This window comes from Melioribacteraceae bacterium, from assembly GCA_019638015.1.
Taxonomy (GTDB): Bacteria; Bacteroidota; Ignavibacteria; order Ignavibacteriales; family Melioribacteraceae; genus JAHBUP01.
In genome coordinates, this window is record JAHBUP010000001.1 from 1,761,424 (window position 1) to 1,786,486 (window position 25,063).

At 37.1% G+C, this 25,063-nt stretch carries 20 protein-coding genes; 15 read left to right on the plus strand and 5 right to left on the minus strand.

The genetic code is table 11. The features are described 5' to 3' along the window. The first annotated feature begins 131 nt into the window (after nt 1-131). The 15 genes from KF816_07350 (at nt 132) to KF816_07420 (ending at nt 19,248) form a co-directional block, all read left to right on the plus strand. Entirely contained in the window at nt 132-3,377 is a 3,246-nt protein-coding gene (locus KF816_07350; protein MBX3007828.1) for a leucine-rich repeat protein, read from the plus strand. Nucleotides 3,378-3,422: 45 nt separating this feature from the next. After that, the gene (locus KF816_07355; protein ID MBX3007829.1) at nt 3,423-3,650 is read left to right on the plus strand and encodes a hypothetical protein; all 228 of its coding nucleotides are present in this window, start codon (nt 3,423-3,425) and stop codon (nt 3,648-3,650) included. A 1,270-nt stretch (nt 3,651-4,920) separates the two neighbouring features. Continuing rightward, the gene (locus tag KF816_07360; GenBank protein ID MBX3007830.1) at nt 4,921-6,543 is read left to right on the plus strand and encodes a T9SS type A sorting domain-containing protein; all 1,623 of its coding nucleotides are present in this window, start codon (nt 4,921-4,923) and stop codon (nt 6,541-6,543) included. A 317-nt stretch (nt 6,544-6,860) separates the two neighbouring features. Continuing rightward, nucleotides 6,861-8,264 (plus strand): dihydrolipoyl dehydrogenase, encoded by a 1,404-nt coding sequence (gene lpdA / locus KF816_07365; protein ID MBX3007831.1) that lies wholly within the window; start codon nt 6,861-6,863, stop codon nt 8,262-8,264. Beyond that, entirely contained in the window at nt 8,242-8,955 is a 714-nt protein-coding gene (lipB, locus tag KF816_07370) for a lipoyl(octanoyl) transferase LipB (GenBank protein ID MBX3007832.1), read from the plus strand. The genes lpdA and lipB overlap by 23 nt, the downstream gene beginning before the upstream one ends. 63 nt (nt 8,956-9,018) lie before the next feature. Then, nucleotides 9,019-11,103, plus strand: coding sequence for a dehydrogenase E1 component subunit alpha/beta (locus tag KF816_07375; protein MBX3007833.1), 2,085 nt, complete (start codon nt 9,019-9,021; stop codon nt 11,101-11,103). Between the two features lie 20 nt (nt 11,104-11,123). Further along, nucleotides 11,124-12,734: a 2-oxoglutarate dehydrogenase, E2 component, dihydrolipoamide succinyltransferase gene (gene sucB, locus KF816_07380; protein MBX3007834.1), complete on the plus strand. Its 1,611-nt coding sequence runs from the start codon at nt 11,124-11,126 to the stop codon at nt 12,732-12,734. A gap of 49 nt (nt 12,735-12,783) precedes the next feature. Continuing rightward, on the plus strand, nt 12,784-13,689 hold the full coding sequence (gene lipA, locus KF816_07385; protein ID MBX3007835.1) for a lipoyl synthase: 906 nt from the start codon (nt 12,784-12,786) through the stop codon (nt 13,687-13,689). A gap of 313 nt (nt 13,690-14,002) precedes the next feature. Then, the gene (locus tag KF816_07390) at nt 14,003-14,290 is read left to right on the plus strand and encodes a ferredoxin family protein (GenBank protein MBX3007836.1); all 288 of its coding nucleotides are present in this window, start codon (nt 14,003-14,005) and stop codon (nt 14,288-14,290) included. Beyond that, the gene (locus tag KF816_07395; GenBank protein ID MBX3007837.1) at nt 14,287-15,360 is read left to right on the plus strand and encodes a 3-methyl-2-oxobutanoate dehydrogenase subunit VorB; all 1,074 of its coding nucleotides are present in this window, start codon (nt 14,287-14,289) and stop codon (nt 15,358-15,360) included. The genes KF816_07390 and KF816_07395 overlap by 4 nt, the downstream gene beginning before the upstream one ends. Before the next feature lie 41 nt (nt 15,361-15,401). Beyond that, a complete protein-coding gene (locus tag KF816_07400; protein MBX3007838.1) occupies nt 15,402-16,166 on the plus strand; it encodes a 2-oxoglutarate oxidoreductase in 765 nt (254 codons plus the stop codon). 18 nt (nt 16,167-16,184) lie between these two features. After that, on the plus strand, nt 16,185-16,739 hold the full coding sequence (locus KF816_07405) for a 2-oxoacid:acceptor oxidoreductase family protein (GenBank protein MBX3007839.1): 555 nt from the start codon (nt 16,185-16,187) through the stop codon (nt 16,737-16,739). 76 nt (nt 16,740-16,815) lie between these two features. Next, nucleotides 16,816-17,277 carry a transposase gene (locus KF816_07410; protein MBX3007840.1) on the plus strand — a complete coding sequence of 154 codons (462 nt, stop codon included), beginning with the start codon at nt 16,816-16,818 and terminating at the stop codon, nt 17,275-17,277. 140 nt (nt 17,278-17,417) lie between these two features. After that, the gene (gene atpD, locus KF816_07415) at nt 17,418-18,827 is read left to right on the plus strand and encodes a F0F1 ATP synthase subunit beta (protein MBX3007841.1); all 1,410 of its coding nucleotides are present in this window, start codon (nt 17,418-17,420) and stop codon (nt 18,825-18,827) included. A 19-nt stretch (nt 18,828-18,846) separates the two neighbouring features. Then, nucleotides 18,847-19,248: a F0F1 ATP synthase subunit epsilon gene (locus tag KF816_07420; protein MBX3007842.1), complete on the plus strand. Its 402-nt coding sequence runs from the start codon at nt 18,847-18,849 to the stop codon at nt 19,246-19,248. Between the two features lie 115 nt (nt 19,249-19,363). On the opposite strand, the gene KF816_07425 is transcribed toward KF816_07420, so the two are convergent. The 5 genes from KF816_07425 to KF816_07445 all read right to left on the minus strand — a co-directional run bounded on the left by KF816_07425 (nt 19,364) and on the right by KF816_07445 (nt 25,058). Then, on the minus strand, nt 19,364-21,883 hold the full coding sequence (locus KF816_07425) for a substrate-binding domain-containing protein (protein ID MBX3007843.1): 2,520 nt from the start codon (nt 21,881-21,883) through the stop codon (nt 19,364-19,366). A gap of 174 nt (nt 21,884-22,057) precedes the next feature. Continuing rightward, a complete protein-coding gene (locus KF816_07430) occupies nt 22,058-22,666 on the minus strand; it encodes a superoxide dismutase (protein ID MBX3007844.1) in 609 nt (202 codons plus the stop codon). A gap of 114 nt (nt 22,667-22,780) precedes the next feature. Further along, entirely contained in the window at nt 22,781-23,134 is a 354-nt protein-coding gene (erpA, locus tag KF816_07435) for an iron-sulfur cluster insertion protein ErpA (GenBank protein MBX3007845.1), read from the minus strand. Between the two features lie 10 nt (nt 23,135-23,144). Continuing rightward, on the minus strand, nt 23,145-23,447 hold the full coding sequence (locus tag KF816_07440) for a hypothetical protein (GenBank protein ID MBX3007846.1): 303 nt from the start codon (nt 23,445-23,447) through the stop codon (nt 23,145-23,147). 96 nt (nt 23,448-23,543) lie between these two features. Then, nucleotides 23,544-25,058: an NADH-quinone oxidoreductase subunit N gene (locus KF816_07445; protein ID MBX3007847.1), complete on the minus strand. Its 1,515-nt coding sequence runs from the start codon at nt 25,056-25,058 to the stop codon at nt 23,544-23,546. Nucleotides 25,059-25,063: the final 5 nt, after the last annotated feature.

Consider the following 25,063-nt stretch of genomic DNA (forward strand, 5'->3'; position numbering starts at 1 on the left):
AAAAAGGAAAATATTTGGGAATGACTACGGCGATCACACTTACACAAATGGGCTATTGTATTAGCCGCTGCCGCTAAATAGTTTGCGTTGTGTTTATTACATCTTGATTACAAACCAAAATAAAATATAAAATGAAAGGAAAAAACTTTTTTGCCTGCTTATTTTTAAGCGCTTCTCTTTGTGTTAAGCCAACTGTTAAAGGAAATAATTTTTTTAAAACCAGCTTAACTACATTGTTAATATTTGCCGCTTTGCTTTTAAGCGTTACAAACGTGCAAGCCCAATACAGCGGCACCATGGGCAGCCTAAACTATAGCTTTGATAACGGAGTGCTTACTATCAGCGGCAGCGGCCCGATGCCTAATTACGATTATACAGTGAGTCCCTGGAGAGAATACGAATGGATAGATCAAATAAAAACGGTTGTGATAGGGGAAGGCGTTACCTCCGTTGGCGCAGAGGCTTTTATCTATTGCCTAAACCTCACTTCCGTTACACTGCCCGAAAGCGTAACAAGTATTGGAATGTGGGCTTTTAGCTATTGTATCAGTCTTCCTTCAATTACACTGCCAGAAGGTTTACTAACCATTGGGGATGGGGCTTTTGACCATTGCAGCCAGCTGGTTTCGCTGAACATTCCCCCTAACATCACCAACATTGGATTCGGTACCTTTGCCGATTGCAGCAAATTAGCTTCTATTACACTGCCCGAAGGTGTAGTAACCGTTGGAAATTTTGCCTTTCAGCGTTGCAGCGCTTTAGCAACTATACGGGTACTTTCCGCTGCGCCGCCTGCTGCCGGCAACCTTGCATTTAATTTGCTTGATCGGGCAAGCTGCAAACTCATTGTGCCTTCAGGCGCAAAAGCTGCTTACCAGGCAGCCGCTTATTGGCAGGGTTTTACCAATATTTCCGAAGTAGAATATTCCGGCACTACAGGTCCCCTGAGCTGGATATTAACTTCCGATGGAACGCTTGTCATTAGCGGAAAGGGGGATATGCCGGTTTATACTAATTATCCTAATAGCCCTTATTCTCCATGGTATGCTTACCGGGCCTCCATAAAGACGGTAGTGATAGAGGAGGGGGTTACTTCTATCGGCGATTTTGCTTTTGCAGACTACTTTCTCCCCTGTTATGCAGCTCTTACACAGGTTAGCATTCCCAGTAGTGTTACAAGGATTGGAAGGGACGCTTTTTCGAATTGTAGAGCGCTTGCTTCCGTTACTATCCCCGCAGGCGTAACAAGTATAGGATTCTACGCTTTTCAAAACACGGCGATTACTTCGGTTACTATCCCCGCCGGCATAACAAGAATTGAAAATGGTGTTTTTTCCAATTGCTCCAATCTTGCTTCGATTACTTTTCTTGGCAACATTACAAGCATTAGAGCTACTGCTTTTAATAATACCGGGTTTACTTCGTTCACTATCCCCGGCAGCGTAACCTCAATTGAGCAGTATACATTTCAGAATTGTATAAAACTTACTTCCGTAACTATCCCCAACAGCGTAACAAGTATTGGAGTTGATGCTTTTCGATACTGCACCGCCCTTACTACCGTTACCATAGGCAACGGCATAACGTATTGGGGACTTGAAGGAAATGCGTTTTCCAATTGCACCGCCTTAACAACGGTGCGGATATTCACCCTTACGCCACCTTCTTTGGATTACAAAGATGATGTATTCTATTATATTAACCCGGCATGTGTTCTTGAAGTGCCTTCTGAGTCAAAAAACCTCTATATGGCTGTAGCCGGTTGGAAGCAGTTTGCCACCATTAACGAAATAGTTGACCCCGATTTGGCCAGTTCGGTTGTATCGGCTTCCATAGCATCTTCCACATCAATAACAATAAACGGAACAATTACCAATTCCTCGTCAGAAGCCAAAAATAGCGCGGGCTATTACTGTGCCTACGGAACAGACCCGAACAACTTAAACCAGAATACGGCAACGCAATACGGAACGGTGCCTGCATCGGGAAGTTTGAACGTGAGCACAACAATTACCGGGTTAACCAATGGAACGCTCTATTATTACAAGCTTGTTGCCGTGGGAAACCGAAGCGCACCCGGCAAGATATTCCTAAGCAATCCTATCCCAACAAGCAATCTTAAACTGTGGCTGCGTGCCGATATGGCTATCACATCGGCAAGTTCAGCCGTTTCAGCGTGGGGAGATGTTTCAGGCTGGAACAACGATGCGTCGCAAGGCACAAGCGGCAATCAACCAACCGTTGCCGAGAGTGCAATCAATGCAAAACCAGCGCTGGCCTTTAATGGATCGACCAGCAAATTAACGTTGCCAACATCAACCAGCTTGGGACTACAAAGCACTCCGTATGAAATGTTTATCGTGGCAAAGTCAAGTTCAAGTGATATACAATTTTTAATAGCCGGTGGTGCGAATGAACAGTTTGAATATCATCTGAATGGTGTGGTAGGTGCGAGGTTTATTCCGGTTACTTCTTTGTATCTTGATAAAGGAACGGCTGGAGATTATATAGACGGCAATGCTCATGTATTTTCCGGCAGGGCAAGTTCGGGCGGTGGAACCATTCGTGTTGATGGTGTAGATGGCTTTTCATCGACAGGTAATTTACTTTCTTCAAACAGCGGAAATCTTTTACTTGGCGTTAGAAGTGATGGATCGTATTACTTTAACGGAAGTATTGCCGAAGTGATAATATATAGTGCCAATCTAAGCAGTGCAGATAGAAATACGGTTGAACAATATCTTGCAAACAGGTATGGAATAACAAGCGGCGCTTTACCTGTTGAGCTAACAAGCTTTACTGCAAGTAACACAAATGGAAAAGTTTTGCTAAATTGGCAAACAGCAACGGAAGTAAATAATTACGGATTTGAGATAGAAAGATGCAAGAAGCAAGAGGCTAGAAGCGAGACATGGGAGAAGATTGGATTTGTTCAAGGTCATGGAAACAGCAATTCACCAAAGAATTATTCCTTTACGGATTCAAACCCTCCAAGCGGAAAAGTTCAGTACCGATTAAAACAGATTGATTATGACGGACAGTTTGAATACAGTGAAATAATTGAAGCAACAATTGATTCGCCAACAAATTTTGCATTGGAGCAGAATTATCCAAATCCATTTAATCCGGTTACAACAATAAAATATTCAATTCCGAATGTAGGGACAGGGTTCTCCCTGTCCGTATTAAAGGTTTATGACATATTAGGCAACGAAGTAGCCACATTAGTAAATGAGCCACAACCGGCGGGCAATTACGAAGTGAAGTTTGATGCCCGTAATGCTGAGCATGGTCCAAGCATGGCAAGCGGTGTTTATTTGTACAAATTGCAGGTGGGCAGTTTTGTGCAGACAAAAAAGTTTGTATTGATGAAATAATTGATATCCATAGCTGTCGAGTCATGGTTCACCGCAGGCGATGCAATGAAATATTCAATTGCATCGTATGTAGAAACGTCATATCCTGCAGAGTCGGGACAAGTTATGACGTCTCTACGTGTGTATGATGTTTTAGGCAGTGAAGTAGCCACATTAGTAAATGAGTTACAACCAGCTGGTAATTATGAAGCACATTTTGTTGCCAGCCAACTTGAGAGTGGTGTTTATTTTTATATATTACATGCGTGCGTTTTTTACAGAGCCGAAGAATGATTCTACTTAAGTGATTTTACTTAATTGATAAGTATTACAATTAATAGCGGTTAATGGGAGTACGCAAATATTTATCGGTTACACAAAACGGTAAATATTGAATGCAACAACAATCGTTTTGGAACTATATATGAAAGGGGTACTGTTTTTTGCAGTTGGATTTTACATTTTGTTTACTTTTTCTCTTTTTGCTCAAACACCAACATTGCAAACCCAAGCGCCAGATATTAATAATACCTATGTATATGATAGTCTCTCAACCGTGAGGTTTGGAGCAAATGTTACTTTTAATGGTGTTGTCAATCCCAACGGCTTAAACTGTAATGTATATTTTGAATATGGACCCACTACCGAATATGGCAAACTTATTTTAGCCGCAACTAACCTAAGCGGCACAGATAATGTCCCGGTATCTGCTGCATTGGTTCTTTATAATTGCGGTGATTTATACCATTACCGTGTAAAGGTATTTACGCCAAACGGCTCTTATTGCGGTCAAAACAACACTTTTGTACCGGGGATTGATCCGACATTTAAAATCAGATTCACACCCCGATGTTCTGATGATCTAAATACAACTACGATAGATGTTATCAATAACAATAATTTTGATGTTTCACTTACAATGACGGATGGAAGCAATACTACAACACAAACAATTACTCCATCAAGTTACTACAGTTTTGTATGCAACAAAAATAGTACGGTAAGCTTTTATTATAACTACACAAACCCGGCAGGTACTACTACTTATTCGCATTTGTTTCGGCAGATGCCAACTAACAACCTCACTTGCAATGATGTTTTAGATCCTATAAACCAAATTGTAATCCAAATGCTTAGGGGGTACAATGGTAACAAAGAGAGTATAGTATATCAAATAATTAATAATAATGATAGAGATGTTAACATAATGTATTCAGCGGGAGAACATCAGAGCATTAAAATTATTCCTCAAAACAGTAATATTTATTTACGTCTTCCATACTCAGCAGTAGATTTTTATTATAATAATATTATTGTAGCTTCGTTTCCTCCGGCACTTTTTAGAGATTATAATACTGCATATGTAACTGCAACGCCTTTATACACTGATGGAACCACTGTTAGGTTCTCTTTTCAAAACAATAAGATTATTCTTTCAAGTTCCCCTGAAACACCCGGAGTGGGTGAACAAGTATTCTTAAATAATGGAAGTATTTCTCCTAATCAAGTGGTTTTTACGAAATATTTAAATGTGGTTGGTTCTTTCCCGCACAGAGATTATGAAATGTATATTACTGACGGCGCTATTAGCAATGTGCAAATCAATTCACGTTATACAGAATTGCCGTATGGCGGCACATTAGTACCGGGCATGTCAGTTTTAACTGCAGCTCCAAATGTTTTTACAATTGATGGAAAGCAGTACACAAAGCCAGTTAAGATTTCATCAAATGTATCCTGGACGTTAACAAAAAGACAATCATGGATGTCTTTAAACAAAACATCGGGCTCCGGTAACGATACTCTTCTTGTTGCAATTGAGTTAAATAACACCGGTAACACGAGGAGAGATACAATTACTCTTAGCGATGGATACAATTCCAGATACATTGTTGTAACACAATATTCATTGCCAACTGTGAATCTAAAGCTGCATCTTGTTTCTGATGAAGGAGTACTAACTAACGGAACTGCAGTAACAAACTGGAATGACCAATCCGGTAATGGAAATAATGCTTATCAAAATACCGTTGTTAACCAGCCAGCCTATGTTCAAAATTCTATGAACGGTTTACCCGTTATACGTTTCAATGGATCTAATTCGACTATGCTGCTGCCTACTTCTTCAAGTCTAGGAATTCAAGACAATCCATATGAAATTTTTATTGTGGCAAAATCGAGTTCAGGCAATGTTCAGTTCTTAATTGCCGGTGGCGTTAATGAACAATTTGAATATCACCTAAATGGAGCGGCAGGTGCCAGATTCATTCCTCTTACTTCAAATTATCTGGATATAGGAACAGCAACAAATTACACAAACGGACAAGCACATGTTTTTTCAGCAAGAGCATCATCATCTGGCGGTGCTGTTAGAATAGATGGAATTGATGGTGGAACCTCAAGCGATAATATTCTTTCATCTAATTCGGCTAATCTACTTCTTGGTGTAAGAAGTGATGGAACTTACTATTTGAACGGAGATCTTGCGGAAGTAATAATTTATAACACGAATTTAAACGCGCCGGATAGAAGCGCTGTTGAGCATTACCTCGCTGAGAGATACAATATGACAGGTGGAGCTTTGCCGGTTGAACTGACTTCTTTTAGTGCAGAGTGCAGAGTGCTGAGTGCAGAGTTGAAATGGCAAACAGCAACAGAGGTGAATAATTACGGATTTGAAATAGAAAGATGCAAGAAGCAAGAGGCTAGAAGCGAGACATGGGAGAAGATTGGATTTGTTCAAGGGCATGGAAACAGCAATTCACCAAAAAATTATTCATTTGTAGATTTGAATCCACCAAGTGGCAAAGTACAATATAGATTAAAGCAAATAGATTTTAACGGCATGTATGAATACAGTAATATTATTGAAGTAAATGTTGAAGCCCCAACACAATTTAGCTTGCATCAAAATTATCCCAATCCATTTAATCCGGTTACAACAATAAAATACTCGATTCCATCTGATGTAGAGACCTCATATCCCGAAAAATCGGGACAAGTTATGACCTCTTTACGTATATATGACATATTAGGTAAAGAAGTAGCGGTTCTTGTGAACGAAAGACAGTCAGCCGGTAATTATGAAATTAAATTTGACGGTTCTAATCTTGCAAGCGGTGTTTATTTGTACAAATTGCAATCGGGCAGTTTTGTGCAGACAAAAAAGTTTGTTTTAATGAAATAATTGATTTCCTAGCTGTTGAGAAATAGTTCTCTACAGCAATTCTTTCATACCGGACTTGCCAGTTCGTCTCTTTTTACAGTGGAATCCGGAATCTAAAACTAACAATTGAATTGGTTATAGCCTTGTCTGTTGAGAAATCGCTCTCGACAGTCGATGCAATAATTTTCGCCGGTCATTGAATTCTGCTCCTCCATTTTGGGTAAAATGAACAATCCTGACTCAAAATACGTTATAATCTACAAATAAGAGCTTATGTTTGTTTTAAGAGTTTGCTTAATTATATTTGTTTAGATTTTCTTACCTAATAGGGTTAATAAATGACAAAAGAGTATGATATTGCTATCATCGGCGGTGGACCGGGAGGATATGTTGCGGCAATTCGAGCGGCACAACTTGGTTTTAAAACCGTAGTAATTGATAAAGATAATTTAGGCGGAATTTGTTTGAATTGGGGATGCATTCCTACAAAATCATTATTAAAAAATGCTGAGGTTTTTGATACAATTAAAAATCATTCAAATGATTTTGGAATTAAAGTAGAAGGGGTAAGTTTCGATTTTTCTAAGATAATAAAGCGAAGCCGCGATATTTCAGAAAAGATTACAAAAAATATTGAACTTCTTGTTAAAAAAAATAAGGTTGATAGAATTAGAGGTTTCGCAAAGTTGGTATCAAAGAATGATATTAGTGTGCATGATAATGATGGAAAAGTGATAGAATCTGTTTCCGCAGACAAAATAATAATTGCTACAGGTGCCCGCCCCAAAATATTGCCTAATATTCCGGTGGATCGAAAAAATATAATCACTTCAACCGAAGCTATGAATTTACCCGAACAGCCAAAATCATTAATCATAATTGGTGCGGGAGCAATCGGGATTGAGTTCGCATATTTCTATTCTGTACTCGGTACTAAAGTTACGATTATTGAGATGATGGATAATATTCTTCCTATAGAGGATAAAGAAGTTTCTGAAACACTTGCGAAGAATTTCAAGAAAAGGGGAATTGAAATTCACACATCAGCCAAAGTTGAAAGTGCAGTCGTAAATAATGGTGAGGTAATTGTAACAATCGATAAAGTCGGAAAAAAAGTTGAACTCAAAGCCGAAAAAGTTCTGAGCGCTATAGGCGTTACCGGAAATATTGAAGGATTTGGATTAGAAGAATTAGGGATTGAACTTTATAAAAATCATATTAAAGTTGATAAGAAAAATTATCAAACAAATATTCCTAATATTTACGCAATTGGTGATGTAATTGGTCCGCCTTGGCTCGCGCATGTTGCTTCCGCGGAAGGAATAGCGTGTATCGAGAATATTAAGGGACTTCACACTGTGCCGGTTGATTATGAAAATATTCCCGGTTGCACTTATTGTAATCCGCAAGTAGCAAGTGTTGGAATGACTGAAGCAAAAGCCAAAGAATCTGGTTATGAATTAAAAATTGGTAAGTTCCCATTTATGGCGAGCGGAAAAGCCTTTGCCGCCGGAGATAGAGACGGTTTTGTTAAACTAATCTTTGATGCGAAATATGGAGAACTTCTCGGTGCTCATATTATTGGTCCCGAGGCAACCGAATTAATCGCAGAATTAGTTTTAGCCCGTTCTGTTGAAGCGACATATGAAACAATTATAAAAACAATTCATGCTCATCCAACTTTATCAGAATCAATAATGGAAGCGGCGGCTAACGCGTATGGCGAATCAATCCACATCTAAAATATTTGATTACTGCGATCTTGGTTTTATTGATTATAAGGAAGCCTGGGATCTCCAGAAGATTGTTTTTAATAAAAGATTGAGCGGCGAAATTCCAGATACATTTTTTATGCTCGAGCATCCTCATACTTACACTTTAGGAAAAGTTGCTGAGAAAGAAAATTTAATAACCAATGAAGAACAATTAAAAGAATTGGGAATTAAAGTTTATAATATTGACCGGGGTGGGGATATAACTTATCATGGTCCCGGACAAATTGTTGGTTACCCAATTATTAACCTAAAAGATTGGAAGGAAGATACGCATGAGTATCTTAGAGGACTGGAAGAGATAATGATTCAGACTTGCGCTCATTACGGTATTAGTTCTGAGAGAAATTCAAAATATACCGGTGTTTGGATTGGTAATAAAAAAATTGCCGCTATTGGTATTAAAGTGAGCAGATGGATTACAATGCATGGTTTCGCTTTTAATGTTAATACTGATCTCAATTATTTCGGGGGAATTATCCCATGCGGAATTAAGGATAAAGATGTAACTTCATTGAGTAGAGAATTGAATCGACAACTAGATATTCAAGAAGTTAAAGGAATACTTCTCCAAAACTTTCAAAAATATTTTGGTTATACCTCCTATAAATTGAATGATAGAAAGATTTATTCAGATAATTTTTTAACCATACCTTTGTAACTTGGCGGCTTCGCTTCCTCTATAGAGAACGTTAAGACACAAAGAAATAACAAAGGGAAATTGATGGCTAAAGAAACAAAAGAAATAGTAATCGAAAATAAAATAGTTGAAGGTCCTACCGGAAAAAATGGATCATTCGGCGGAATGACCAAAGATGAGCTAATGAACGCATTACGCTTGATGACTCTTTCACGCACTATCGATCATAAAGTAATGAATTTGCTAAAGCAGGGAAAAGCGTTTTTCCATATTGCCGGTGCTGGGCATGAGGCGGTACAAGTTGCGTTTGCTCTCTCAATGAAAAAAGGAATTGATTGGGGATTCCCATATTACCGCGATATGTGTTTTACTATTTCATTGGGTGTAAAGCCGGAAGAAATATTTTTAGGATTTCTTGGAAAAGCTGATGATCCTATGACCGGGGGCAGACAAATGCCCTGTCATTGGGCAACTAAAGAAGCTAATGTGCCAACTCAATCGAGTCCGACCGGTACTCAATTTTTACAAGCTGTTGGAGCCGCCATATCTCTAAGAAGAAGAGGAATAAATGGTGTTGTTTATGTAAGCAGTGGTGAAGGTACAACTTCGCAAGGTGAGTTTCATGAAGCAGTCAATTGGGCAGCGAGAGAAAAATTGCCTGTAGTGTTCGTAATCCAAAATAATAAATGGGCAATCTCGGTCCCTGTTCAAGGGCAAACCGGCGGTAAAAATAATTCAATACTTGAAATGATGAGTGGTTATGATAATTTACTACGATTGGAAGTTGATGGAACCGATTTTCTGCAGTCGCACGCTATCGCTCAATCCGCATTTAAACATGCAAGAATGGGAAAGGGACCGGCATTAGTTGAAGCTCATGTTGTAAGGTTATTCTCTCACTCGTCTTCCGATGATCAAAAAAAATATCGTTCAAATGAATCACTCCATGAAGATCTTCAAAAAGATCCAATTGAGATTTTTTCAAAATATTTAATCAAAAAAGAAATTCTTACCGAACTTTCTCACGAAGAATTTAAAAAAGAAATTACAAATCATGTTAATGATGCCGCCGACTGGGCATTAAAACAATCTGATCCGACCGCCGAATCTGCCACCCGTTTTGTTTTGGATGAATCGGGAAAACGAGAATCACTCGAATATGAAAAGTTAACAAAGCAGGGCAATCCTGTTGTTATGGTCGATGCTATAAATCATGCTCTTCGTGAAGAGATGGAGAGAAATGATAAAATTTATGTTTTTGGTGAAGATGTGGCTGATGGTAAAGGTGGAGTATTCACTGCCACAAAAGGATTATCCACTAAATTTGGGTACGATAGAGTTTTCAATTCTCCATTAGCTGAAGCAAGTATTATGGGAGTAGCTATTGGGATGGCGCTTACCGGATTAAAGCCTTGCGCGGAAATTCAGTTTGGCGATTATATATGGCCCGCATTTATGCAAATGCGAGATGAGCTTTCAATGTTCCGTTACCGCTCAAATAATTTATTTGAAGCCCCCGTTGTAACCAGAGTGGCTGTTGGTGGATATATTCATGGCGGTTTATATCACAGCCAGAATATTGAGGCATTCTTTTCTCATATGCCCGGTATTTTAATTGCGTATCCATCAAACGCGGCTGACGCAAAAGGATTATTAAAAACTTCTCTTCGATTAAATGATCCGGTGTTATTTCTTGAACACAAGGGATTGTACCGTCAAAGTTATGCCACCTCTCCCGAGCCGGATGCAGATTATCTTCTACCATTTGGGAAAGCTAAAATTGTGAATGAGGGAGATGATTTAACAGTTGTTACATATGGCGCCATTGTTCATGAAACTAATTTTGCGATTAAAAAATTAGAGGAAGAGGGCTACTCGGTTGAGTTGATTGATATAAGAACTATTGTTCCACTTGACGTTGATACTATTTATAAATCAGTTAGAAAAACGGGTAAAGTTGTGGTGGCTCATGAGGATACGCTAACTGCCGGATTTGGTGCTGAGATCGCCGCGCTTATTTCTGAAAACTGTTTTGAATCTCTTGATGGTCCGGTTAAAAGAATTGCTGCTAAAGATACACCAATTCCTTTTCATCCAAATCTTGAATATGCCGTTCTTCCTACACGACAAAAAATTTATGATGAATTAAAAGTATTACTTGAATACTGAAAGTAAAATTTGGAGATAAAATGAAAATTGATGTGGTTATGCCTAAAATGGGTGAAAGCATTAATGAAGGCACAATTATTAAATGGCATAAGCAAAAAGGGGAGCAAGTAAAAAAGGATGAAATAATTTTTGAAATTAGCACCGATAAAGTAGATACTGAAATTCCAAGTCCTGCTGATGGAGTTCTTTCTGATGTTAAGGTATTTGAGCAGGAGACTGTTGAAGTTGGGACCGTTGTTGCAATTATCGAAACTAATGAAGCCGCGGAAATTTCTAAAGAACCATTAAAAGTTGAAGCGAATAAAAATTTTAAAGATGTTCCATCAACTACTCAAGTTGGAGGTAGAATTATTGATATCCCTATGCCGAAAATGGGAGAATCAATTATGGAGGGAACAATAATAAAGTGGCATAAGAAGGTTGGTGACCCGGTTAAAAAAGATGAAATTATTTTTGAAATAAGTACGGACAAAGTTGATACCGAAGTACCTTCTCCCGAAGATGGAATTGTAACGGAAATACTCTTCGAAGAAAACACTACCGTAGAAGTAAATACAGTTGTGGCTAAATTATCCTCAACCGGTGGATTGATTAAACTAGAAGAACAACAAGCTGTTAAAAATCAACCGATAACCGCAGTAGTATCCCCAAAAAAAGAAAGCGCTAATAGTGCAACCCTTGAGAGTATGCATCATCAGTCAAATAAATTTTTCTCACCACTTGTCTTGAATATTGCACGTAAGGAAAATATTTCCATCTCTGAATTGGAAACTATTTACGGCAGCGGGATTAATGGAAGAATTACAAAAAATGATGTGCTCGCTTATCTAGAAAATAGAAATCAGAATAGGAATGCAGAGGCTGTAAAAGTTGCAAACAAAGATGAGAAGCAAAAACCCGCGCCGTCAAAATTTGCACCTGGTGAGCGGGTAAAAATTATTCCGATGGATAATATTCGTCAAAGAATAATGTATCATATGGTAAATAGCCGCGATACTTCTGTGCATGTTACAGCTGTGATAGAAATTGATATGTCGAAGATTCATAATTATATAGAGAAGAATAGAGAAACATTCTATCAGCGTGAAGGTGTGAAACTTACATATATGCCATTCATCTCCTGGGCAGTTATTAAAGCTATTAAAGAGTACCCATTGATAAATGCAACAATTGATTCAAATAATATTATAATGAAAAATTATATTAATCTTGGAATTGCCGTTGCAGTTGAGCCGAATGGATTAATTGTACCAAATATTAAAAATGCCGATGAAAAGAGTATTCGAGGTTTAGCAAAATCAATTGCAGATTTAGGCTCCCGTTCGCGTACCAAAAAATTAGTCCCCGATGATATAATGGATGGAACATTTTCAATAACAAATTATGGTGTGTTCGGTTCACTATTTGGTACTCCAATAATTAATCAGCCTGAAGTTGCCATTTTGGGAGTAGGCGCTGTACAGAAAAAACCGGTTGTTGTTGAGAATGATGGTGTTGAGAGTATCGCCATAAAACCAATGATGTATTTATCATTGAGTCATGACCACCGGTTAGTTGACGGAATGCTCGGAGGTTTATTCCTGAAATCAATAAAAGAAAAAATAGAAAATTTTGATACATCAATAATCTAAGAGCGCTTACAGATAAATTGGATAATATATGGGAAGTTTGGAGTTATAAATGAAAATTAATCAGCATCAGAAAAAATTTGCAGAAGTTTTAGAAAATGATAGAACCGAATTAGGCAAAAGACCCGATTGGCTAAAAGTCCGTTTGCCCACCGGAAGTAATTATAAAGAAGTTTATGAGTTAATGAGAAAAAGTAAACTCAATACAGTTTGCGAAGAAGCAAAATGCCCTAATCTTGCCGAATGCTGGAATAGAAAAACCGCTACATTTATGATTCTTGGTGATACCTGCACACGCAGTTGTGGATTTTGTAATGTAAAATTGGGGATGCCAAGCGAGCTCGATTTAGATGAACCACGCCGTGTTGCTGAATCTGTTGAAGCACTAGGACTAAGACATGTTGTTATCACTTCTGTAAATCGTGATGAACTAAAAGACGGGGGCGCTTCAATATTTTCTGAGTCTGTTAGATTAATTAGAGAAAAGATGCCCGATACTACAATCGAAATTCTTATCCCCGACTTTAAAGGTGAAGAAGAGGCATTTCAAATTATAATGAATAATCCCCCAGATATTTTAAATCATAATTTAGAGACGGTGAAAAGGCTATATCATGGAGTTCGCCCCCAAGCAAAATATGAGCGGAGTTTGGAAGTAATTCACTGGTTCAAAAATCATGGTCTGCGAACAAAAAGCGGTATAATGGTTGGAATTGGGGAGACCAAAGAAGAAGTATTGGCATTAATTTCTGATCTGAAAAATAGCGGATGCGATATTATGACGATTGGTCAATATCTTCAACCCACAAAAACTCATCTACCGGTTCATCGTTATGTTACATTGGATGAGTTTAAAGAATACAAAGATTATGGCTTATCAATCGGTTTAAAAGCTGTTGAGAGCTCTCCATTAGTCCGTAGTTCATACCATGCGGATAAACACGCGGAATTAGTTTAATTATAAAAAATTTTTATTTGATTATTACCCCTTTCTCATTAGAAACGATGGTTTCTCACTTTTGAAAACTTCACAAATGATTCAGGTTTAGGGATAAAAACATTCTTGGTTTTTATCAAATAATCCTTATTTTAGAAACAGAATCTGTAAATAATTCAATGGTTTGTTGGCACGTAACTTTCTTATTAATTAAAAAGATTTACAGGTTAGGATGAGACAAAACCTTCTCGAAATAGTAATAATTTTTGAAAAACTAAAACAAGGGTTATAGCAAAACTATAACCTTTTTCGTTTTAAATAATAGTGAGGCACTATGGCAAAAGTAAAAGGGGATATCTTAATTGATATCGAAAAATGTAAAGGGTGTGAACTTTGCGCGGCAGCCTGCCCACAAGAGTCACTGGAACTCTCCCGAAAAATTAACTCTAAGGGATATCATTACATTGTTAAAATTGAGGATAATTGCACCGGCTGCACTAATTGCGCTCTTGTTTGCCCAGACGGAATAATTAAAGTCTATCGCAAAACTGAAAAAAAGAAAGAGCAAGTAGCAACTATAGCAAATGTAACCGGGGATATAACAGTGACGGTGAACTCATGAACAAAGAAATGAAATTAATGAAAGGAAATGAAGCATTGGCAGAGGCATCAATATTAGCCGGCTGTGATGCTTATTTTGGTTATCCTATAACTCCTCAATCGGAAGTCCTTGAATATTTAAGCAATGAAGCTACTAATCGAACAGGAATGGTAGTTCTCCAGGCCGAGAGTGAAATCGCTTCAATTAATATGGTTTATGGCGCTGCAGGAACCGGCAAAAAAGTAATGACGTCATCATCCTCTCCAGGCATGAGTCTTATGCAAGAAGGAATATCCTACATCGCATGCGCCGAATTACCATGCTTGCTTATTAACGTTCAGCGAGGTGGACCAGGACTTGGAACAATACAACCAGGTCAAGCAGACTATTTTCAATCGGTTAAGGGGGGAGGTCATGGTGATTACAGATTGATAGTACTTGCGCCTTCAACTGTTCAGGAAATGGTGGATTTTGTGGGGCTTGGATTTGATCTCGCCTTCAAGCATCGTAATCCAGTATTACTTCTTACAGATGGAGCTCTAGGGCAGATGATGGAGAAAGTATTGCTCCCTCCTCAAAAACCAAGAAAAACAGAATTTGAGCCATGGGGAACGACAGGCAAATTAAAGGGGAGAGAAAGAAATATAATTACCTCTCTCTCACTTCAACCTGATGTAATGGAAAATATTAATAATCATTTACAAGAAAAGTATAGAAGAATTGAAAAAGAGGAAGTTCGTTTTGAGATGACCGACTGTGAAGATGCAGATTTTGTTTTGGTTGCTTATGGACTCGTAGCTAGAATTTGTCAAAAGGCCGCTCATTTGGCAAGGGAAAAGGGAATAAAAGTTGGAGTATTCAGACCAATCTCATTATTCCCTTATCCATATAAACCTTTGAATGAATTGGCTGATAAAGTTCAATCATTTATGACTGTCGAAATGAGTTCCGGTCAAATGGTAGAAGATGTTCGATTAGCGGTTAATGGTAAAAAACCGGTTGAATTTCATGGAAGGATGGGAGGGATTGTACCATCTCCAGAAGAAATTCTTGAGAAATTAGAACAAAAATTAGTGGGAGTTCTGGCATGAATGAAAAAACTATGTTAGAAGAAGAAAAACATTTTGAGCAGATTATAGCCGAAGAGAATATCTGCAATAATGATAATTTAGTTTATGAAAAACCAGAAACATTAACAGATAATGTGATGCATTACTGTCCCGGCTGTGGGCATGGTGTAGCTCATAGAATTATTGCTGAGGTTATCTCCGAACTTGGAATCCAGGAAGAAGTAATTGGTGTAGCGCCAGTTGGCTGTTCTGTTCTCGCTTATAATTATTTTAATTTTGATATGAGTGAAGCCGCCCATGGAAGAGCTTCCGCTGTTGCTACAGGCATCAAAAGAGTTTTACCCGAAAAATATGTTTTCTCATATCAAGGTGATGGTGATCTTGCGGCAATTGGTACCGGCGAAACAATTCATACTTGCAATCGTGGTGAAAATATTCTTATAGTTTTCATTAATAATGGTATTTATGGAATGACCGGCGGACAAATGGCTCCAACTACATTACCCGGTATGAAATCCACAACCTCACCATTTGGTCGTGATATTGAAACTATGGGAAATCCATTAAAGATTACCGATATTGTTGCCACACTTCCTGGTACCTATTATGTTGCCCGTACCGCTGTAAATACGCCCGTGAATGTTAGAAAAGCAAAAGCCGCAATTAAAAAGAGTTTTGAATACCAAAAATTGAACAAAGGACTTTGTTTTGTCGAGATCGTATCTAATTGTCCTTCAAATTGGAAAATGACTCCTCTTCAATCTAATAAATGGTTGGAAGAAAATATGATTCCTTATTATCCACTCGGCGAATTAAAGAAACCTTAAAATTGATTGGAGAAAAAAATGACAGAAGAAATTGTAATCGCCGGATTCGGAGGTCAAGGAGTATTAACTATGGGGCAAATACTCTGCTACTCCGGTGTAATTGAAGATAAAGAAGTTAGCTGGATGCCTTCATACGGACCTGAAATGCGGGGTGGAACAGCTAACTGTATAGCAATTATTAGTGATGAGAAAATTAGTTCTCCTATTCTTACAAAATTTGATACTGTAATTGCATTGAATCAACCTTCACTCGATAAATTTGAGAAAGCTGTTAAACCGGGTGGGTTATTAATTTACGAAGCAAGTACAATCTTAAATCCCCCAACTAGAACAGATATTGAAGTTGTACCAATTGAAGCCGCAAATGAAGCAACTAAGCTCAAAAACACAAAAGTAATGAATATGATAATTCTCGGTGCCTTCTTGAAGAAGAAACCGATCATCGCTTTCGAAAATATTGTTGCAGGGCTAAAAAAAGTATTGCCTGAAAGATATCATAATCTTATTCCATTGAATAAGCAAGCAATGGAAATAGGAATGACTCTCGCCAATAAAGTTGAGACTTCGGTGTAATTTTTTTGCTTTCGTAGAGACGCCAAATATGGCGTCTCTACAATATCAAAAATAACATTTCGCAAATGGGGTGGAAATGTCAAAATTCAAGAATACATTTCGAATTGAATCAACCAGATTAGCAAGTTGGGATTATTCCAATCCGGGTTGGTATTTTGTGACCATCAATACAAAAAATCAGATCAAATATTTTGGAGACGTATTCCAAGGTGAGATAGTTCTGAATGAATTCGGAATTATTACAGAGAGATGTTGGAATGAAATTTCACAACATTTTAAAAATGTTGAATTGGATTATTATGTAATTATGCCGAATCATATTCATGGAATTATTATTATCAATCCATGCGTAGAGACGGGATATATCCCGTCTCTACCATTGGGCGAAATTATTGGGAAATTCAAAGCAGCGGTTACACGGTGGGCAAATTCATATTCATGTGAATCATTTTCATGGCAACAAAGGTTCTTTGATAGAATAATCAGAAATGAAAGAGAATTGTTAAACACTCGCAAGTCCATTATTGAAATCCTGTAAAATGGGAAATATCGTCGTAGAGACGGGATATATCCCGTCTCTACTGCATAATAATTTGTCTCAAACATCAAATGTTATTTTGAATTCTACCCCTATTTTCCTAATTTTACGCACTTATTTTTGAAAAAGAAGGTTAAAAAATGGCATCAAATGAAGGATTAATTGTTCAAGTTATTGGTCCGGTAGTGGACATTGATTTCCAAGATGGTTATCTCCCAACAATTTATAATTCGATTAAAATCCCCAGAACAAGCGTTGAAGGGGTTGAAGAGGAGCTTACAGTAGAGGTTCAACAGCACCTTGGTGAAAACCGTGTTAGAACGGTTGCTATGGATTCTACTGATGGATTAGTCCGTGGAATGAAAGCAATTGATACCGGAGCTCCAATCTCGGTACCTGTTGGTCCTGAGACATTGGGCAGATTAATAAATGTGATTGGTGAAGGAATTGATGGTTTAGGCGAAATTAAATCGGAAAAGAAATATGCTATTCATAGACATGCTCCAAAGTTTGAAAATCTTACAACTAAACAAGAAATGTTTGAAACCGGAATTAAAGTTATTGACCTTCTTGAACCATATACACGCGGTGGAAAAACAGGATTGTTTGGCGGTGCCGGTGTCGGTAAAACTGTTATTATTCAAGAATTGATTCACAATATCGCTAAACAGCATGGTGGTTACTCTGTATTTACAGGAGTAGGGGAAAGAACTAGAGAAGGAAATGACTTGTGGCTTGAAATGAAGGAGTCGGGAGTTCTTCCTAAAACCGCATTGGTGTTTGGTCAAATGAATGAACCACCAGGAGCGCGTTTGAGAGTTGGATTAACCGGATTAACTATTGCTGAATATTTCAGAGATGAAGAGGGAAGAGACGTACTATTATTTATCGACAATATTTTCCGATTTACACAAGCTGGTTCTGAAGTATCTGCCTTACTTGGACGTATGCCATCTGCAGTAGGCTATCAACCTAACTTAGCTACTGAAATGGGTGAATTGCAGGAAAGAATCACTTCAACCGCTAAAGGATCAATTACATCAGTTCAAGCTATTTATGTACCTGCTGATGACTTAACAGATCCAGCTCCAGCTACTGCATTCTCTCACCTTGATGCTACCACAGTATTGAGCCGAAGAATTTCTGAACTTGGTATTTATCCTGCCGTTGACCCGCTTGATTCAACTTCAAGAATACTTCAGCCGGATATAGTTGGACAAGACCATTATAATGTAGCTAAACAGGTAAAAGAAATTTTACAAGCGTACAAAGATTTACAGGATATTATCAATATTTTGGGTATGGAAGAATTATCTGAAGAAGATAAAATTACGGTCCGTAGAGCAAGAAGAATTGAGAGATTTTTAAGTCAGCCCTTCCATGTTGCTGAACAGTTTACTGGATTCCCTGGAAAATATGTAAAATTGGCTGATACAATAAGAAGTTTCAAAGAAATTCTTGACGGTAAGCATGATGAGTTACCTGAGCAAGCATTTATGTATGTAGGTACGATAGAAGAAGCTGTAGAAAAAGCTAAGACAATGCAATAACCTGGAATCGTAAAATTTTATGAAAGAATTATCTGTTGAAATAATTACTCCTTCAAGTACAGTTTTTAAAGGAACGGCTAAATCGGTTTCTGTGCCGGGAAGTTTAGGTAATTTTCAAATACTTTTTAATCACGCTCCAATTTTAAGCTCGCTTGATATAGGTAAAATTAAAATTGTTGATATGAATGATAAGTCTATTGAATTTGCTACTAGCGGCGGCACTGTTGAAGTAAATAATAATCATGTTTTGATAGTTGTTGATAGTGCCGAAAACAAAGATGATATTGATATTGAGAGAGCAAGAGAAGCTTTTAACAGAGCGAAGGAAAGAATCTCTTCACATAAAAGCGATGTTGATTTAAGTCGTGCAGAATTAGCTTTGCAGAGAGCTCTTAACAGAATAAAATTTGTAGAAAATTAATTCTTCATCCAACCTAACACAATTTCATAAATCGGTAAAATTAATTATGTGATTCCGAAATAAATTCGGAATCACAACTTCAACCGTAAATTTTTATCATGTCCAAATATATTCATTAATCAATCGTAAACTGAATAGTTGCGCCGGTAAGTTCATCGGCCATATCATTAAGATCTTTAGCTACCTTTTCGAGATTTAACGCCTGTACTTTCGCCGATTGTGTTTTATCATTTATTTCACTAATTGTATTTGAATTAAAATCGCTGATTGTAGCGATATTACTTATCATTTCGACAGTATTTTTCACACTGGAACTCAATTCTTCCGTTGAACTCATATTTTGATCAATTACGAAGGAAATTTTTTCTATCGCTTCTAGAAGTTCACTCATGGATTTTGCCACTTTGTTATTTGAGTTTGCCATGAAGTGAATTTGGTTATTCACATTTTGAGATGAGGTAAGTAGTTTTTGGATAGAATCACCCGACAAATTTGCGATGCTGGTTCCTTCTTTCACTTTCTCAACAATCAATTTTACAGCATTACCAGATTCTGAAATGTCTCTTTGTACACGGCTGATAAGTGTGGAAGTTTGTTTGGTTGCATTTGCAGATCGCTCGGCAAGGTTTCTAACTTCATCAGCAACTACAGCAAAACCTCTACCTAATTCGCCGGCTCTTGCCGCTTCAATAGCCGCATTAAGCGCTAACAAATTAGTTTGTTCAGCAATATCCTGTATTGTATTAATTATCTCCTCAATTTTTTCAGATTGAAGCGCGGTAGCTTCAATTCGGTTTGCAAATTCATTTATAATATTTTCAATATCCTTCATGTGCTCCAAATTTAGCATAACACTTTCCGAACCTTGAACTGCTATTTTAATCGCCTCTTCGGATGCTTGCACTGCTTCGTTTGCATGAGTATTCGCGCTCTCTATCGCTTTTGATATATCATTAGCCGATGATGCTACTTGATCAGCGGCCGTTTTTTGAATATGAGCATCTTTTGCTATGCTTTCGATAGCAGATGAAATTTGTTCAATATGAGTGTTTGCTGAGTTTACAGACTCAGTTTCATCATTTAGACACTTAACCATATAATTTATTGAGTTAGCGTTATAATCGGCTTGCTCAACTGTTTTTTCAGCAGCTTGATTCAAGATATGGCTCAATTCAGATAATTCTTTAGTTTTCTCAAAAAATGTTTTAAACAATCCACGTAGACTAATCGGTTCACTGTTGTATGTAGCAACCGGAATTCTCTTATCAATGGCTTTATTAATATAATTTATCAGAGCGTCATCAAAAATACCGGTACAAATTCCATCATAGTTTTTCTTTACATAATCATCGATTGCCGGTCCAAATACATTAGCTGATGCATCAAATCCCTTTGCTGTTCTGTATCCCTTCGGAACATGCCATTCGACCGTTGCATTAAATTTTCTTAGTAGATTTGCTGCAGCGTCAACACCAAGTTTTACAGAATCAAAAAATTCGTTTCCATCTCTACCAATAAAAATAATTTTAATTGGTTTAGATGATTCTTTAATTGGTTTTGATCTTCTAGCTTTTGATTCCTCGGATTCAAATACTCCAACTCCAGGTTTCCAATATTGATCAAAGTTGTTTTTATCAACTAAATCCAGCCGGGTAAGAATTCGGGGAGATACAGGCTTCCACCGTGCAACAATATGATTGAATAGGTGAATCACTGTCTCATAACCTTGACCATAGCCGTCCTGAGAAATTGTTGCTGTTATTGTGCCCGATTTAACATGCTTCATAGTTTCACTTGTCAAATCATGAGTCACAATTTTTATTTTACTTGATAATCCAAGTTCATTAACTGCTTTTGCTATTGAAGCACCACCCGAGTGTGTTACATAAATTGCATCTATATCATTATGCTTTTTTATAATACCCTTAGCTAAAGTGTAGGATTTACTTTCGTCGAAAGTAGTTTCATAAATTTCTTTAATTATTACTTTTTTATAATTCTCTTCAAGGAAGTTTAAAAAGCCTTTTCTTCTTAAATCTTGACTAAGATTATTATAAGCTCTAATGGCTATTACAACTTTTCCTTCTCCTTTTAGAATTTTAGCTAATGTTTCGGCGGCCTTTCTTCCTTCAAGATAAGAATCAGCACCTACATAAAATAATCTTTTACATGGTACACTCGTAGTACTATTAAATTCCTTTGCCGTACTACGCAAACTTTCGATGATAGAATTTAAGCCATCAACCAAAGAATTAACGTTGCCATCAAGACTTGGTTTAATATCATTTTCTATTAATCTAATATTTGCGGTTAAATTACCTTGTGCCAGTTCCGATATAGCTCTAGACACAGATTTTACATCCTTCTCAGCCAGATTTTTCACATTATCCGATAACCTCGAAATAGGGGATACTAAATAAAAATTCAAGTAGATGATTATCAGCAAGGCAAAAAGAATTCCAATACCGATTCCCCACGATAGATAAGGTGAAATTAAATTAAAATTTTCATTCGATGACGCTAGCTTTTCATTGATCTCCGTATATCCAAAATATATAAGTGTTAAACTGACACATAATAATAAAAACAACATGAATGGTACATGATTTCTAAAGAAGTTATTAATTTTTGACATCTCTGTACTCTCAATTTAATGTATGGCGATTCTAGATAATTTAATCTTTAGATATTATCGAGTAATTTTAAATTTTTTTTAGAGTGGAGACTTGGGGGGATAATTAAAAAAGCTGCACCAACCAATATGAATTAATCATATTTACTCGGTACAGCTTTAATATTAAATATGAATTTATTTTGCTTCTGAAAATCTCTTTGCTACTTCATCCCAGTTTACAACATTCCACCATGCGTTAAGGTAGTCTGGTCGTCTGTTCTGATAATGAAGGTAATATGCATGTTCCCAAACATCAACACCAAGAATGGGGAAACCTTTTACTTCGGCAACATCCATCAATGGATTATCTTGATTTGGAGTAGAAGAAACAACCAATTTTCCTTCGCTCACTGAGAGCCAAGCCCACCCAGATCCGAAGCGAGTTGCTCCAGCTGCATTTACCAATTCTTTCAATTTTGCAATTGAACCGAATGTACCATTTATTGCATCTGCTAATGCACCGGTTGGTTCTCCACCTTTATTTGGACCCATTATGTTCCAGAATAGCGTGTGATTATAGTGCCCGCCACCATTATTCCTTACTGCTGCCGGCAATTTAGAAATATTATTGAATAGGTCTTCCAAACTTTTCCCTTCGAGTTCTGTACCAGCAACCGCGTTATTTAAATTATTTACATAAGCTGCGTGATGTTTACCATGATGTATCTCCATTGTTTTAGCATCTATGTGAGGCTCCAATGCATTAAATGCATAGGGAAGTGCGGATAATTCAAATTTACTCATTTTATTGCTCCAATTTGATTTCGTGTTAAAAATATTTGTAGAAGCTTCAAGTTTCGAAACTATGCCAGAAGCTGCTAATAATCCAATTGCCGAGAGAAATGATCGTCTTTCCATCTACACCCCGAATGATTCACCGCAGCCGCATGTTTTGGTTGCGTTAGGATTTTGAAAAATAAAACCTTTCCCATTTAGTCCGTCGCTGAAATCGAGTATTGTACCAGATAAATAAAAGAGACTTTTCCCATCTATAATGAGTTTTATTCCATCTTTTTCGATAACAGTATCATTTTCATTAATTGTACCGTCGAAACCCATATTATAGGTTAAACCCGAACAACCGCCTCCTTTAACGCCTATCCGCAAACCATGCTCAACGGGGATAGAATTCTCCTCTTTAATCCTTTGAACCTGTTTAATGGCTTTTTCTGTAATGTCAATTTCATTTTGGATTACTTCATTCTGACTCATTATTTTCCTTTCAAACTTCACTTGTTGTACTTACAATATTTGTAACAGGATTCTCGAGCAAAAAATTCACTTTCCAACAATTTTTTCCATTGGAGACAATTTCATTCTGATTGGTAAGCTCGTTCAAGAATGAAGATGCCAATTTTTCCCAATCAGAATAGCGCATTTTTTCTCCCTTTTGTTCATAATATCTTTGAATTGCAAACTGAACATCACGGAAGAAAATATTTGAATTATAAAAAACCGGGTATTTTTCTCTCATAAAATGGAAAAACATATTCTTGTTTTGAAGCAGATCTGATAGATGATTCATGCAAACCTCAATATTAATATTATAAAATAAATTATCGAATTATGGGCAAAAAACTAAGAAGATACTGCAATAACTTCAAGGTTAGCGAATTTGAAGTTAAATTCCCAAAAGAATTAGGCATGATTTGGCAATATCCAACAATGGTCCAAAATAAACTCCAAATACCAACACGGGAATAACCAAAATTAATACAAAAAGTTTTATAGCTAAAGAAGAGGGGATTGAATATGGTTCTTTCTCAGGTTTAGATAAGAACATGTGCTTTAATACACGTACATAATAATAAAGAGATACCACAGAATTAAGAAGTGCAATTATGGCAACAGTAATCATATTAGCATCAACAAGAGCAATAAAAAGATACAACTTCGCAATGAATCCCGCCGTTGGTGGGAGCCCAGTAAGAGATACTAAAAAAATCGCTAACGATATCGCTAAAAATGGGGATGTAAAACCAATACCATCATATTCATGAATATCTTCGGAACCAATTTTATTTGCAATAATCATAACAACAAGAAATGCTCCTAAATTCATGAGCATGTAAATTGCAAAATAAACCAAAATTGCAAGCAGACCTAAATTTGAAAAAACTGCTATACCGAGTAATAAGTATCCCGCATGCGCAATTGAGGAATAGGCTAACATTCTCTTTAAATTATTTTGCCAAAGAGCGCTAAAGTTTCCGAGAGTCATTGTTAAAATTGAAATTACGATTAACATTGACTGCCAATCGAAAACATTTATTAATTGCCAGGTTCCATCAGCATCAACAAAAGTGACAAATGTAGTTTTCAAGAAACGAATTAAGAGGGCAAATCCGGCAGCTTTACTAGCAACAGAAAGAAACGCGGTAATAGTTAAAGGGGATCCTTCGTATACATCAGGAGTCCAAAAATGAAATGGAGCGGCGGATATTTTATAACCGATTCCGGTAAATACCAGGATAACAGCGAATGAAAATGTGAAAAGATTTAATTCCGGATTCTGAATTAATGAGTTAATAGTATAAAGGTTGGTGCTTCCTGTTAAACCATAAATTATTGAGATTCCGAAAAGCATTAAACCGGAGGAAAGCGCGCCATAAAGGAGATACTTGAGAGAGGCTTCACTATTTCTAGATTGTAATTTTGTAAATCCGGCTAATACATAAGATGATAAAGATAACAGTTCCATTGATACGTAAATCAAAATAAAATCGGTAGCGGAAACCATAAAGAACATGCCTAAAATCATTCCATAAATAAGCGCATAATATTCACCGATACGATCGGTAACTTTTTTTATCTCATCGGAGAAAAGTGAAAATCCGAGTACAATTACAGATGAAATCAAAATAATAAACTTGAAAAAATTGCCAAAGGAATCGACTGCTAACAAACCATAAATACTAGATAAGTCATCATTTGAGGTGAAGGCAAATCCGCTGACTCCAATATTCGCTATCAAAAATGCGCCGGTTAATGCTAATCCAGCTAATGCAATGTAGGGGATAATCTTTTTATCTTTATGGAAAATAAGATCGGCAATAACAAGCACGAGCATTGCTGCCGATAAAACAATTTCGGGGCTGATTAATGATAATGAATTATATATACCGTTTCCTGTCATTGCGT

Excerpts from the sequence above, each read along its gene's own strand:
- KF816_07395 (MBX3007837.1), top strand. The coding sequence starts at position 14,287 with ATGAACAAAGAAATGAAATTAATGAAAGGAAATGAAGCATTGGCAGAG.
- KF816_07410 (MBX3007840.1), top strand. The coding sequence starts at position 16,816 with ATGTCAAAATTCAAGAATACATTTCGAATTGAATCAACCAGATTAGCA.
- lipA (MBX3007835.1), top strand. The coding sequence starts at position 12,784 with ATGAAAATTAATCAGCATCAGAAAAAATTTGCAGAAGTTTTAGAAAAT.
- KF816_07445 (MBX3007847.1), bottom strand. The coding sequence starts at position 25,058 with ATGACAGGAAACGGTATATATAATTCATTATCATTAATCAGCCCCGAA.
- KF816_07355 (MBX3007829.1), top strand. The coding sequence starts at position 3,423 with ATGAAATATTCAATTGCATCGTATGTAGAAACGTCATATCCTGCAGAG.
- KF816_07420 (MBX3007842.1), top strand. The coding sequence starts at position 18,847 with ATGAAAGAATTATCTGTTGAAATAATTACTCCTTCAAGTACAGTTTTT.
- lipB (MBX3007832.1), top strand. The coding sequence starts at position 8,242 with ATGGCGAATCAATCCACATCTAAAATATTTGATTACTGCGATCTTGGT.
- sucB (MBX3007834.1), top strand. The coding sequence starts at position 11,124 with ATGAAAATTGATGTGGTTATGCCTAAAATGGGTGAAAGCATTAATGAA.
- KF816_07405 (MBX3007839.1), top strand. The coding sequence starts at position 16,185 with ATGACAGAAGAAATTGTAATCGCCGGATTCGGAGGTCAAGGAGTATTA.
- atpD (MBX3007841.1), top strand. The coding sequence starts at position 17,418 with ATGGCATCAAATGAAGGATTAATTGTTCAAGTTATTGGTCCGGTAGTG.
- KF816_07425 (MBX3007843.1), bottom strand. The coding sequence starts at position 21,883 with ATGTCAAAAATTAATAACTTCTTTAGAAATCATGTACCATTCATGTTG.
- KF816_07375 (MBX3007833.1), top strand. The coding sequence starts at position 9,019 with ATGGCTAAAGAAACAAAAGAAATAGTAATCGAAAATAAAATAGTTGAA.
- KF816_07360 (MBX3007830.1), top strand. The coding sequence starts at position 4,921 with ATGTATATTACTGACGGCGCTATTAGCAATGTGCAAATCAATTCACGT.
- KF816_07440 (MBX3007846.1), bottom strand. The coding sequence starts at position 23,447 with ATGAATCATCTATCAGATCTGCTTCAAAACAAGAATATGTTTTTCCAT.
- lpdA (MBX3007831.1), top strand. The coding sequence starts at position 6,861 with ATGACAAAAGAGTATGATATTGCTATCATCGGCGGTGGACCGGGAGGA.
- KF816_07430 (MBX3007844.1), bottom strand. The coding sequence starts at position 22,666 with ATGAGTAAATTTGAATTATCCGCACTTCCCTATGCATTTAATGCATTG.
- KF816_07390 (MBX3007836.1), top strand. The coding sequence starts at position 14,003 with ATGGCAAAAGTAAAAGGGGATATCTTAATTGATATCGAAAAATGTAAA.
- erpA (MBX3007845.1), bottom strand. The coding sequence starts at position 23,134 with ATGAGTCAGAATGAAGTAATCCAAAATGAAATTGACATTACAGAAAAA.
- KF816_07350 (MBX3007828.1), top strand. The coding sequence starts at position 132 with ATGAAAGGAAAAAACTTTTTTGCCTGCTTATTTTTAAGCGCTTCTCTT.